This is a genomic window from Nocardia sp. NPDC049526, assembly GCF_044465765.1.
Classification (GTDB): Bacteria; Actinomycetota; Actinomycetes; order Mycobacteriales; family Mycobacteriaceae; genus Nocardia.
Genome location: NZ_JBITMA010000014.1, coordinates 149,212 through 163,354 on the forward strand (window position 1 = coordinate 149,212; position 14,143 = coordinate 163,354).

General features: G+C 66.9%; 1 protein-coding gene. It reads right to left on the bottom strand.

Translation table 11 applies throughout. The features are described 5' to 3' along the window. Positions 1–216 precede the first annotated feature (216 nt). Positions 217–13,863, bottom strand: coding sequence for an amino acid adenylation domain-containing protein (locus tag ACIBW7_RS34835; RefSeq protein ID WP_397053869.1), 13,647 nt, complete (start codon positions 13,861–13,863; stop codon positions 217–219). Positions 13,864–14,143: the final 280 nt, after the last annotated feature.

Below are 14,143 nucleotides of genomic sequence, written 5' to 3' on the forward strand. Positions count from 1 at the left end.
GCCCCCGGCGCCCGCACTCTCGCCGGGCCTGCTACCGATTGCGCACAGCCTGTCGATCCACCGCATTCGTTCACGACTCGCTCCTGTTCCGCCCCTCGACATCGGCGTCCCGGCCCGCGCGGTCGTCGGCGATATCTCGCGCGAATCCGCCTCGGTAACACCGGGTTTCGTCGATGCGTGCGGGTGCTGTGTCGATGGATTGTTCGAAACGCTCTCTCATGACCGTGCCTCCTGCCCCGGTGCGCCTTCCAGGTGCTCGTCGAGCACCGGACCGATAACGGCGAGTGATTCCGGTGTCGTCATGGCCGAGTGTTTGCAGGGCAGGTCGTGGTTGTGAATGCTGCCGGTGACGAAAGGCGCCCACGCCGCGGCGCAGCGGGTCGGGTCGGTGCGGTTGGTCTCGTCATCGGCAGCGGTGAAGAACAGCAGATCACCGTCGAAGGTCCTGGGGCGGAAGCCGTGGGCCAGGACAGTGCCATTCGTATAGCCCGCGTAGAGGCGCTCCAGGTGTTCGACGGTCAGGGCGGCGAACGGGCCGGGACGCGAGCTCAGCAGTTCGGCGGCGTCGCGCAGGGTCATGCGCGGGTCGAGTTCGACGTCATCGGCGTCATTGCCGAATTCGCCGATGATCTCGGCCACCGTGGGGATCGCATGCTCGAGCCATTCGTCGGTGAGCTGGTAGCTGTCCATCATCGACAGCAGCGCGACCTGCTCGCCCGCCTCCTGCAGTTGGACCGCCACCTCGTGCGCGATCAGGCCGCCCAGCGACCAGCCGAGCAGGTGGTAGGGCCCTTCGGGCTGAATCGACTTGATATGCGCCACATAGTTTTCCGCGGCCTCGCCGATCGAATCGAACCCGTCCTCGCCCGCGACATGCGGTGCCTGCAATCCGTACACCGGGCGGTCCGCAGCCAGATGCGCGAGCAGGCCCGAGTAGCACCAGGACAGTCCGATCGCGGGATGGATGCAGAACAGCGGGGCCGGGCTCGCGGTGGTGCGGGCCCGAATCGGCAGTACCGGCTCCAGTGTCGCGGCGATGGCCGCACCGGGGTGACCGGCTCCGTCCAGCCGGGCCGCGATGGCGGCCGGGGTGGAGTCGCCGAACATCAGCTGCACCGGGAGATCGATCCCGTTGGCGCGCAGCTCTGCCACGACCTTCGTGGCCAGCAGTGAGTTGCCGCCGAGTTCGAAGAATCCGTCGTCGACACCTACCGTTTCGACGCCGAGCACCGTCGCGAAGGCTGCGCACAGCCGCACCTCGGTCGGGGTGGTCGGCGCCCGATAGCCCTCGCTCGCGCTGAAGACCGGTTCCGGCAACGCCTTTCGGTCGAGCTTGCCGACCGGGCTGAGCGGAACCTCGTCGATCAGCATGATCGATTGCGGCACCATGTAATTCGGTACCCGCTCGGCGAGATGTTCGGTGAGCTCGGCCGTGCTCGGCGTTGTTCCATCGCACGGCTTCACATACGACACCAACGCCGTCGCACCGGCGGGGGTCCGATAACCGATGGTCGTGGAGAACTCGACCGCGTCGTGGCGTGCGAGCGCGGCATCGATCTCGCCGAGTTCGATGCGGAAGCCTCGAATCTTCACCTGATGGTCGGTGCGGCCGAGGTATTCGATTTCGCGGGCCGAGTCGGAGCTGGGCCCGAACCAGCGCACGAGATCGCCGGTGCGATACATCCTTTCACCCGGCTTGCCGTAGGGATTCGCGATGAACCGCTGCGCGGTCAGCCCCGGCCGGTTCAGATAACCCCGTGCCAGCGCACTACCCGCTAAATGCAGTTCACCGGTCACCCCGACCGGCGCGGGATGCAACCGCCCATCGAGGATGGTCGCGTTGACGCCGCGGATCGGCCCGCCGATTGTGATCGGCTCGCCTGGAGTCATGGGTTGGGAGATCACCGTGACAATGGTGGTCTCGGTCGGCCCGTACGCGTTGTACAGATTGCGTCCGGGTGCCCAGCGCGCGACCACCTCCGACGGCAGCGCCTCGCCGCCCACCAGCACATGCGCCAGCTCGGTGACGCCGGTCGGATCGACCGTGCCCAGTGCCGAGGTGGTGATGAACGCGTGCGTGATCCCCTCGTCGATGAACACCCTGCCCAGTTCGGCCCCGCCGACCACGCCCGGTGGCGTGATCACCAGCGTCGCCGCACCACCGAGCGCGAGCAGCAGGTCGAGCATGGCGGCGTCGAAGCTCGGCGTCGCGAAATGCAGGACCCGGCAACCGGGGTGCACCTCGAACCGCTCCGCGGTCTCCGCGGCGAAGTTCGACAGGCCACCGTGGGTAACCACGACGCCCTTCGGTGTGCCGGTCGAGCCGGAGGTGTAGATGACGTATGCCGGATTGTCCACCCGCAGCACGCGGGTCCGCTCGCTCGTCCTGATCGGCGCGTCGGATGTATCCAGCACCCGACCACGGAATTCGGCATTGTCGAGCACGATCCACTCGGCATCGCCCGGCATCTGGTCGCGGTGCTCGGCCAGCGTGATGCCCAGTGCCGCACCGGAATCGGTGAGCATATGGGAGATCCGCTGCGCCGGATACAGCGGGTCGACCGGCACGAATGCCGCACCCGCCTTGGCCACCGCCAGCATCGTCGCCACCGATTCGACCGAACGCGGAATCCCCAGCGCCACCAGCGTTTCCGGGCCGACCCCGCGTTCGATGAGCACCCGCGCCAGCCGGTTTGTCCACCGGTCGAGCGCGTCGTAGCTCACCTGGGTGTCGCCCGAGCACAGCGCGATGGCCTTGCGATCGACATTCGCCGCGTTCTCGAACACCTCGGGGAAGGTGACCGGCCGGTCCGCCTCCGCGCCGCGCACCGGAGCAAGCCCGGACCATTCGGCAGGATCGAGCAGCTCCAGATCGCCCACGGCGGTGGTCGGATTCGCGGCGACGCCGGTGAGCAGCCGGACCAATCGCCTGCCGAGCCGCTGGGCGGTCTCCTCGTCGAACAGATCGCTTGCGTAGTTGACCGACAGGTTGATGCCGCCGGGTTCCCTTGTGCCGGTGTGCGATTCGGTCAGTGTGAACTGCAGATCGAACTTCGCGATACCGGTGTCGACATCCTCCGATTCGATGCGCAGCCCGGGCAGGTCGAGCACCCGCACCGGGTGGTTCTGCACCGAGAGCATCACCTGGAACATCGGGTGATGGGCCTGCGAGCGGGCCGGATTCAGCACCTCGACGAGCCGCTCGAACGGCAGGTCCGCATGCGCGAACGCATCCAGATCGATATCGCGCACGGCGTGCAACAGGTCGGTGAACCTGGCGTCCGGATCGATCCGGGTGCGCAGCACCAACGTGTTGACGAACATGCCGACCATCCGATCCAGCTCAGGGTGGCCGCCACGGCCGGCGATCGGCGTGCCGACGGTGATGTCGTCGGTCGCGGTCATCCGGTGCAGCAGTACCGCGAGGGCGGCGTGCAGCAACATGAACATGCTGACGTTGTTGCTGGTGGCAATCGTCCGCAGTTCCCGATGGGTCAATGCGTCGATCGGGCACTCGACGATGCCGCCGCGATAGGTCGGCGCGGGCGGACGCGGCCGGTCCGTAGGCAGGTTCAGCAGCTCCGGAATTCCGGCCAGAGTATGCCGCCAGTAGTCGAGCTGGCGGTGCACCACCGAATCGGGATCATCCTCGGTGCCGAGCGTATCCTGCTGCCAGAGCGTATAATCCGCGTACTGGATCTCCGATTCCGGCCAGTCGGGCGTCTTCTGCTCGCATGCGGCCGCATACGCGGCGGCCACATCGGCGGCCAGCGGTGCCAGCGACCAACCGTCCATCGCAATGTGATGGACGACCAGGACCAGAACGTGCTCGGTCGACTCCCCCGGTGTCGTTTCGGTTGATCCGTCCGGGTCGATCGTGATGAGCGCGGCGCGTATCGGCACGGTCGACGCGAGATCGAATCCCGGAGTCGCGAAATCCTGTACGGCACCGGGTATTTCCGCGAGCGGCATCGTCGCGGCGAACAGCGCGACGGCCGCGTCGGCTGGATCGAGAATCTGCTGCGTGGGTACCCCATCGATCTCCGGGAAGACCGTCCGCAGCGTCTCGTGCCGCTGCTGCACCGCATGCAATGCCCGCACCAGCGCATCGACATTCAGCCGGCCGCGCAACCGCAGCACCACGGGGATGTTGTAGGCCCCGGTGGCATGACCCGCGCTGTTGCCGATCTGGTTGAACCGGTTCAGGAACCACAGTCGATACTGTGCCGCCGACAACGGAATCCGCGCGGGCCGATCACGGCGTACCAACTCGGGCCGGGCGTCGGCACCGGGTCCGGAACCGAGCAGCGTCGCGAGTTCGGCAACCGTCGGCATGGTGAAGACGGTGCGCACCTCGAGCCGGGTATTGGTCGCCGCGGCCAGCCGGGCCACGAGTTGGGTTGCCAGCAGCGAATTTCCGCCGATATCGAAGAAGCTGTCGTCGGCGCTCACGCCCTCGACACCGACCAACTCACCCATCACCTCGGCGACCAGCCGCTCGGCGGCGGTCGCGGGTGCGCGCAGCGCCGTGCGCACGGTCAGCTGCGGTTCCGGCAGTGCGGCGACGTCCAACTTGCCGGTCGGGGTCAGCGGAATCCCGTCCAGCACGGTGATACTCACCGGAACCATATGTGCGGGAAGCTGTTCGGCGACACGGGCGCGCACCGCGTCGACATCCGGTGTGATGTCGTCGACGGGCTGGATGTACGAGACGATCTGATCCGCGCCCGCGATATGGCGCACCTCGGTGTGCGCGAACCGCACGTGTTCATGTGCGGCGAGCGTATTGGTGATCTCGTTGAGTTCGATGCGGAAGCCGCGCACCTTCACCTGATGGTCGCTGCGACCCAGGTAGACGATCTCGCCCCGGGCATTCCAGCGCACCACGTCACCGCTGCGGTACATCCGCGACCCCGGCGGTCCGAAGGGGTCGGCGACGAATCGCGTCGCGGTGAGCTCGAACCGGTCGAGATACCCACGTGTGATGCCGAATCCGCCGAGGTACAGGTCGCCGGGCACGCCGACCGGCACCGGACGCAGCCGCTCGTCGAGCACCAGCGCCCGCGCACCGCGCACCGGGGTGCCGATGGTGATCGGTTCGCCGATCGCCATCGGCTCGGAGATCGTGATGACGACGGTGGTTTCGGTCGGCCCATATCCGTTGAACATCTGCCGTCCCGGAGCCCAGCGGGCCACCAGATCTGGACCAAAGGCCTCGCCGCCCACCATGACCGCGCGCAGGCTCGGCAATGACCACCGCTCCCGATCAATGGTGGCCAGCGCGGCCGGGGTGATGAACGTGTGGGTGACGCGTTCGCGCTCGATCAGCGCGGCGAGTTCGTCGCCGCCGTAGACATCCGGCGGGACGATCACCATGGTCGCACCGGATCCGATCGCGAGCAGCAGATCGAAAATGGCCGCGTCGAAGCTCGGGGAGGAGAAGTGCAGTGTGTGCGAATCCTTGTCGATCCGCATCCGCTCGCGGACCTCGTCGCCGAAGTTCGACAGACCGCTGTGCGTGACAGCCACGCCCTTGGGCTTGCCGGTCGAGCCCGAGGTATAGATCACATAGGCCAGATCGGTGATCTCGACCGGACGATGCCGTTCGTAGTCGTCGACCATGCAGTCGTCGAATTCGTCCAGTTCCTCGATGAATTCGGGAGCATCGAGCAGCAGCCAGTCGGTGCCCGCTGTCGCGGGCAGCCGATCGGCGTGCTCGGCCAGCGTGACACCCACCGTGCACCCGGAGTCGACCAGCATGTGCCGCACGCGGTCGGCCGGATAGTTCGGATCCACCGGCACGAATGCGGCGCCGGATTTGGCGACCGCGAGCATCGTGATGACCGAGTCGACCGAGCGGGTCAGACCGAGCGCCACCCGGTCCCCCGGGCCGAGCCCGCGCTCGATCAGTGCCCGTGCCAACCGATTCGAGCGCCCGTCGACCTCGGTGTAGGTCAGCGAGGTTCCGCTCGCGCGAATTGCCGTTCGCTGCGGATACATATGCGCGGTCGCGGTGAAGTACGCGGCCAGTGTGCACTGCGGCGTGGTCGCGCCGCCGATGGCCGGGGTGAGCCGGCGTCGCTCGAATTCGGTGCGCACGTCGATATCGCGGACCAACGCCTGCGGCGCGGCGGTAATGGCCGCCAACACCGCAAGAAACCGATCAGCCAATGTTTTGACCGTCGCCGCATCGAAAAGCTCTGCGGCATACACGAATTCGAAGCCGCGCTGCGACGTGTCCGGTCCGGCTTCGCGGGCGCCGGTACCGACCCGCAGCTCCAGCTCGAATTTGGCCAGCGCGATATCCAGTTCCTCGGCACGCAACGCGAGGTCGGGCAGTTCGAGTGCGGGAACCGGCCCGTCCTGCACCGTCAGCGCCACCTGGAACAGCGGATGGCGACTGCCACCGCGTGTGTCGCGCCCCAGCTCCTTGACGATGCGTTCGAACGGAATGTCCGCATGCGCCATGGCAGCCAGCTCGTTGTCCCGATCCGCGCGCAGCAGCGTCGCGAACGGGACATCCGGGTCGACGTCCGAGCGCAGCACCAGCGTGTTGACGAACATGCCGACCAGCTCGTCGAGTTTGGTATCGGTGCGCCCCGCGACCGGCGTGCCGATCACGATATCCCGACCGCCGGTAATGAACCGCAGCATGACCGCGAGGGCCGAACGCAGCACCATGAACATGCTGACGCCCTGTTCGCGCGCGAGTTCGGCAAGTGCGCGCTGCACCGGCTCGGGCACGGTGAAGCGGACCGAACCCGCCTCCTGCGTCGGCGCGGCCGGCCGCAGCCGATCGTAGGGCAGTGGCAGTTCGTCCGGCAGATCCGCCAGTGCGGTGCGCCAGTAGGCGAGTTGCTCGCCCGCGAGACTGTCCGGATCGGCCTCGTCACCGAGGTAGGCGCGCTGCCACAACCCGAAATCGGCGTACTGCACCGGAAGCGGTGTCCAATCGGGTGCGACACCCTCGCGCCTTGCCACGTAGGCAGCGGCCAGATCCCGGGTCAGCGGGCCGAGCGACCAACCGTCGGCGGCGATGTGGTGCACCACGATACCGAGCAGATGACGCCGAGAGTCGGTGCGCAGCAAAGCGATCCGCAGTGGGATGTCCTTGGTGAGATCGAATCCGCTGCGGGCCATGGCACGCAGTGTCTGCTCGGCGGCGCCCTCGTCGGTCGCGACCGGCTCGACCACCGGCATGGCCTTGGCGGTGGGCAGCACCGACTGCTGGGCGCCGAGATTGTCCTGGGGAAACACCGTGCGCAGCACCTCGTGCCGCTCGACCAGATCGGTCAGCGCCGCCCGCAGTGCCGCCGCATCCAGATCGCCGTCGATCCGAATGACGAATGCGATGTTGTAAGCGCTCGATTCGGGTGAGAATCGATTGAGGAACCACAGTCGCTGCTGGGGCAGCGACAATGGAATGCGTCCCGGACGTGGGGTATGCACAGCCAGCGCCACCCGTTGCGTCCGGGGCGCTTCCGTTATCCGTTCCGCGATACCGGCTACCGTCGGTGCCTCGAAGATCAGCCGCACCGGCAGGTCTACGCCGAATTCCGCGTGCAGTGCGGCGGCGAGGCGGGTGGCGAGCAGCGAGTTGCCGCCCACCTCGAAGAAGCTGTCCTCCGCGCCCGTCATCGGATGGCCGAGGACTTCACCGAACGCGGCGGCGACCCGCAGCTCCAGCAGCGTCCTCGGGGCACGCGAGGAACCCGCCGCCGCGAAAACAGGTGCGGGCAGAGCCTTTCGGTCCAGCTTGCCGGCCTGGGTGACCGGCATCTCGTCGAGTACGGCAATCGAGGCAGGCACCATGTAGCCGGGCAACCGCTGACGCGCGGTCTCGGCGATAGCGGCGGCCTCGATCGGTTCGTCCGCGGTCACATACGCGACCAAGCGGTGCTGGCCGTGTTCGTCGGTGTGCACGACGGTGAGCACGGCGCGCACACCCGGATGGGCGCGCAGCACATGGTCGATTTCGCGCAGTTCGATGCGGAAGCCGCGGATCTTGATCTGGTCGTCGGCCCGGCCGAGGAAGCGCAGTTGTCCGGTCGGATCCGAGACCACGAGATCGCCGGTGCGGTACATCCTCTCACCGCGCCGACCGTGCGGGTTGGCCGGGAAGCCCTGTGCGGTAAGGCCATATCGGCCCAGGTAGCCGCGGGCCAGCCCGGGGCCGGACAGGTAGAGCTCGCCCGGGGTGCCCGGTGGCACCGGATGCAGTCGACCGTCCAGCACGAACAGTCGCATGCCGCGCACCGGCATGCCGAGCGGCACCGGGCGACCCGCCTGCATCGGACCGCTGGCGGTGGCGGCGACGGTGGCCTCGGAAGGCCCGTACATATTGTGGATGCGGTGCCCGGCCGACCACCGCTCGACCAGTTCCTCCGAGCACGCCTCACCGCCGACGATGACGGCCTCGAGCTCGTCGAGACCCTCTTCCGGCACGGTGGCCAGCGCGGCCGGGGTGATAAAGGCATGGGTGACCCGCTCCGTGCGCAGCAGATCGGCGAGTTCCGTACCGCCGTACATGCCCGCGGGTGCGATGACGATGGTGGCGCCCGCCGCGAACCCGAGCAGGATCTCCAGCACCGACGCGTCGAAGCTGGGCGAGGAAAAGTGCAGCGTGCGTGCCGAATCCGTGACACCGAACAGATACATCTGTTCCTGTGCCAGCGATGCGATACCGGCGTGGGTGACGACGACGGCCTTGGGCTTTCCGGTTGAACCCGAGGTGTAGATCAGGTAGGCCGGATATCCGGTGCGCAGCGGGTAGTGGCGGTCCGCATCGGTGACGGGATCGGTTGAGTAGCGGGCAGATTCGGCGGCCAGTTCATCCGAGCCGAGTACCAGCCAATCGACATAGTGCTTGCGGTGCTTACCGCCTCCGGCGGGCCAGGCGGGCATGGTGGCCAGGGATTCCGGCACGGTCAGCCCGAGCATGGCACCGGAATCGGCGATCATATGCCCGATCCGCTCGGCCGGGTAGCTCGGATCGATCGGCACATATGCCGCACCGGTTTTCGCCACGGCCCAGATGGCGGCGATGGAATCGAGGCTGCGCGGCAGGGCGATCGCCACCACGACCTCAGGTCCGGCGCCGTGTTCGATCAGCGTGCGCGCCAAGCGGTTCGACATCTCGTCGAGTTCGCGGTAGCTGGTGTCGACGCCCTCGTAGCGCACGGCGGTCGCATCCGGCAGCCGCTCGGCGATGTCGGTGAACAGCTGCGCCAAGGTGATCGAGGGCTCGCCCGGAGCACCAGCGATCGGCGCGAGCTTCGCGGCCTCGCGCCGGTCCAGGATCTCCAGATCGCCGACCGGTCGATTCGGCTCGGCGACGACGGCACTGAGCACGGCGATGAACCGGCGGGCGAACGATTCGACGGTCCGCTTGTCGAAAATATCGGTGGCATAGCCGAATTCGGCGTGCAGCGGACCGTCGGTGATACCGTCGTGCAGTTCCAGCTGCAGATCGAATTTGGCGATATCGGCGGCAATCGGCAGCACCTGCGCCACTACACCGGGCAGATCGATGCTCAGATCCGGTGCGCGGTCATAAGACAACATCACCTGGAACAGCGGATGCCGGGCGGCGGAGCGCTCCGGGTTGACGAGTTCGACCAGCCGCTCGAACGGCACATCCGCATTGGCGAAGGCATTGAGATCGGTTTCGCGGACCACATCGAGCATCTGGTCGAATCCGGCGGCCGGATCGACCTCGGTCCGCAACACCAGCGTATTGACGAACATGCCGACCAGATCGTCGAGCGCCGGATCCGAGCGGCCCGCGATCGGGGTGCCGATGGCGATATCGGTGCTCGCGCACAGCCGCGCGAGCAGCGTGGCCAGTACGGCGTGCAGCACCATGAACATGCTGACACCCCTGCTGGCCGCGAGTTCGCCTGCGGCACGGCGGATCTCGGGTGCGATGGTGAACTCCACCCGCCCGCCGTCGGTCGAGCGACGCAGCGGGCGCGGACGGTCCAGCGGCAGGTCGAGCTGATCCGGCAGGCCGGTGAGGGCCGTGCGCCAGTAGGCGAGCTGACGACTCAGCGCACTCGCCGGATCGGTTTCGTCGCCGAGCAGTTCGCGCTGCCACAGGGCGAAATCGGCGTACTGCACCGGCAGCGGGGTCCACTGCGGTGCGATGCCCTTCGCACGCGTGGCTACCGCGGCCATCAGATCCCTGGCCAGCGGTGCGATCGACCAGCCGTCGCCGCAGATGTGGTGCAGCACGATGAGGAATACGTGCCGATCCGGTCCGGTGGTCCACAGGGCCACCCGGATCGGGGCCTGACTGCGCAGATCGAAGCCGTATCCGGCGAACTCCTCGGCGAGTTCCTGCACATCGGCGCCGGTGGCGTCGATCGCGTCCAGGGTGAGCGGGATATCGGTGGCCGGATGCACGAGCTGGTACGGCCCTTCCGGAGCATCCGGGAAGGTGGTGCGCAGGGATTCGTGCCGTTCGATCACATCGACGAGTCCGGCACGCAGCGCCACGAGATCGATGGGTCCATCGATCTCGACGGCCAGCGGCATGTTGTAGGCGGCGGCATGTTCGGCGAAGCGATTGAGGATCCACAGCCGCTGCTGAGCCAGCGACAGCGGAATCCGTTGCGGCCGTTCGGCCGGTACCAGCTTCGGAGAGGATGCATCCGGGTTGTGGGCGGCGAAGCGCTCGATCAACGCGGCGATGGTCGAGGCCTCGAACAGGTCGCGGATGGTCAGTCCGGTACCGAGGGCGGCATTGATCCGCGCGACCGCGCGGGCGGCGATCAGTGAATTGCCGCCGAGATCGAAGAAGCCGTCCTCGACACCGATTCCATCGATGCCGAGAACTTCACCGAAGATACCGGCGAGCACCCGCTCCACCTCGGTGCGGGGCTCGGCGGTGAGGTGGCCGGACGGGCGGGCGGCGATGGGTTCTGGCAGCGCCTTGCGGTCGATCTTGCCGTTCGCGCTCAACGGTAGTTCGCCGAGCACCATCAGTACCGAAGGCACCATGTAGCTCGGCAGGGTGCGACGCAAGGCGTTCAGCAGCGCGGTGCTGTCCAAGTGGTCCGAAAAGGCCGGGGCGGCAACGGCATAGGCGACGAGTTCGTCGCCGGTGCGGCCGCGATGGGCGACGCAGACCGCGCGGGCGACCCGTTCGTCGGCCAGCAGCGCCGCCTCGATCTCGCCGAGTTCGATGCGCAGACCACGGATCTTCACCTGGAAGTCGCTGCGACCCAGGTATTCGAGGACACCTCGACCCGAATCGCCTTGGTGGTCACCGAGATCCGGCTCGCCCTGCCAGCGCGCCAGATCGCCGGTGCGGTACATCCGGGTGCCCGGGGTGAACGGGTTGGCCACGAAACGATCAGCGGTCAACCGAGATTGGCCGAGGTAACCGCGCGCCAGTTGGACACCCGCGAGATATAACTCGCCGACGACCCCCGGGGGCACCGGCCGCAGGCGTGCGTCCAGGACGTAGGTCTGGGTGTTCCACACCGGCGAGCCGATCGGCACGGTATCCGGGTCGGCCGGGCACGGCCAGTAGGTGACGTCGACGGCAGCCTCGGTCGGCCCGTACAGATTGTGCAGTTCCGGCCCGTGCAGGGCGGCGTGGAAATCACGGACGGTGGCCGCGGGCAACGCTTCACCGCTGCAGAACACCCGGCGCAGCGTGGTGCAGTCGCGCACATCGGTATCGGTGACGAACACCGAAAGCATGGATGGCACGAAATGGGCGACGGTGATGGACTTTTCGGCGATCGTCCGGGCCAGGTAGCCGGGATCGCGATGTCCGTCGGGGGTCGCGACAACGAGTCGCGCACCGATCTGCAAGGGCCAGAAGAACTCCCAGACCGAGACGTCGAAGGTGTCCGGGGTCTTCTGCAGCACCGCGTCGGTGCCGTCCAGCGGATATTCGTACTGCATCCAGCGCAGCCGGTTGACGATCGCGGCGTGAGTCACACCGACGCCCTTGGGTTTTCCGGTCGATCCCGAGGTGAAGATCACGTACGCGAGATGATCGGCACGCAGTGGGGAGAGACGGTCGGTGTCGGTGATCGGACGGGCATCGAAATCCGTGAGGTCGACGGTATCCATCGCGACCGTGTCCGCACCCGACGGCAGCGCGAGTTCGTCTCGGGCCGTGGTCAAAACACAGACCGGATCGGCCTGTTCGAGGATCTGTTCGATCCGCTCGACCGGATGATCCGAATCCAGCGGCAGGTACGCCGCGCCCGCCTTGACGATCGCGTACATGCCCACGATGAGTTCGAGGCTGCGCCGCAGGCACAGGCCGACCACCTTCTCGGGGCCCGCGCCGCGCGCGATCAGCAGTCGGGCCAATTGGTTGGCCCGCTCGTCGAGTTCGCGGTAAGTCAGTGTCTCGTCACCGAATTCGAGCGCGACCGCATCCGGGCAGATCATCGCGCGATCGGCGAACAGGCCGGACAGGGTCCCCTGCTGCGGCGCGGTCTCGGTGGCGTTCCAAGTGTGCAGCACGCGCTCGCGCTCGTCATCGGTGATGGCGATGAGACTCTCGGCGTGCGTATCGGGATCGGCGACGAGGAATCGGGTCAGGAAGTCCAGGAACCGGCCGTGGTGCGCCGCGACCTCGGACTCCGCGTAGAGCCGCGGATTGGCCTCGAAGTCGATATGGACACGACCGCCCTCGCCGTTGTACAGATTGATGGACAGATCCTCGACCGGGCCGGTGGCCAGCACATGCAGCGACCCGAGCAGACTGCCGAACTTCAGCTCGTCGTGGAACAGCATGATGTTGACCATCGGGCCGAAGAACCCGCGCGCATCGCGGGAGTAGCCGCAATCGCGGCGGATGTCGTCGTGCCGGTAGCGCTGGTGCCGCAGCGCTCCGGTGATCTGCAATTCGGCGGCGCGCACCACATCGCGGACGGTGGTATCGGCATCGAAGCGCACCCGGATCGGCACCACATTCGAGACCACGCCGGCGGAGCGGCGCAGCGCGACCGTGGTCCGCGCCGATACCGGCAGGCTCAGCACCACGTCGGGATTGCCGGTCACCGAGCGCACGTAGGCGGCCAGTGCGGCGACGAACATCGTCGAGCTGTGGGTCTCGAGTTCGGCCGTTGCCGCGTTCATAGCTGCCTCGGCGCGTACGTCGAGGACCGCGCAAGCACGCCGCCGCCCCGCGTCGGGGGCGGCGGTGAGGCCGTTCACGTTGGACAGAGTCATCGGTCCACCCGCGCCCGCTAATTGCTCGAGCCAATAGTCGCGGTCGTTGCGGAACCGGCTGGAGTCGCGGTATGTGGATTCGTCCGCATAGATTTTGGCCAGCGGCGCGGCCCGAGATGCCTCGGGTTCGGTGCGGTTCTCCACCGCCGTATAGATCTCCGCGGTGCGGGTGAGTGCGTTCATCGCGCCGTAGCCGTCGATCACGATGTGATGGCCGCGTGCATACCAGATGTAGTCGGACTCGCCGGTCCGCAGCACTATGTTCGTAGTGAGTGGGTCCCGCTCGAAGTCGATCGGCGAACTGGCGTGCTCATTCATCCAGCGCAGCGCGGCAGCGTGCGGATCAGGCTCGTCGCGCAGATCGATCCGGCCCCAGCCGGGGCGGCGGGCGTGGTCGATCACCTGATGCGGGACACCGTCGATCTCGATCAGCCGCACATGTCCGACCTGTGTTTCGACACCGAACCGTTCGATCGAGTACAGCAGGCGTCCGACGTCCAAGTCTCCGTGGATCTCGACATACTGCGCAATGGTCAGCGGGACATCCGGGCGGATACGTTGGGCGTACCAGAGGGCTGTTTGCGCCGGCGACAGTGCGAATGGTTGTGCCGAGAATTCACCGGAAGAGCATTGGTCGACGCGATCCGTGGCCAATGACTTCATCAATCACTCCTTCTGCCGCTGTTGATGCACAACTCCCCGAGCACCGCCACCGCAGGCGCGCACGCGCCAGCCGTAGGACGTGATCCACGCCCATAGATTCGGAGCATCGAATGCAACGGATGGCCAGCGTTGCGGATTTGTTTCACTTCGAACGACGTTGGCAGCAAGGCACTTTCACAAGCAACATTCCCGCAAACTCTCCAAATTTGCGGCTTGAGCGGCATGAACACCGGAAAACGACGACTTACACCAGCCTGTTTTTGCAAGCTGGCGAACTATA

Coding starts and splice junctions, on each gene's coding strand:
- ACIBW7_RS34835 (WP_397053869.1), bottom strand. CDS start 13,863: ATGAAGTCATTGGCCACGGATCGCGTCGACCAATGCTCTTCCGGTGAA.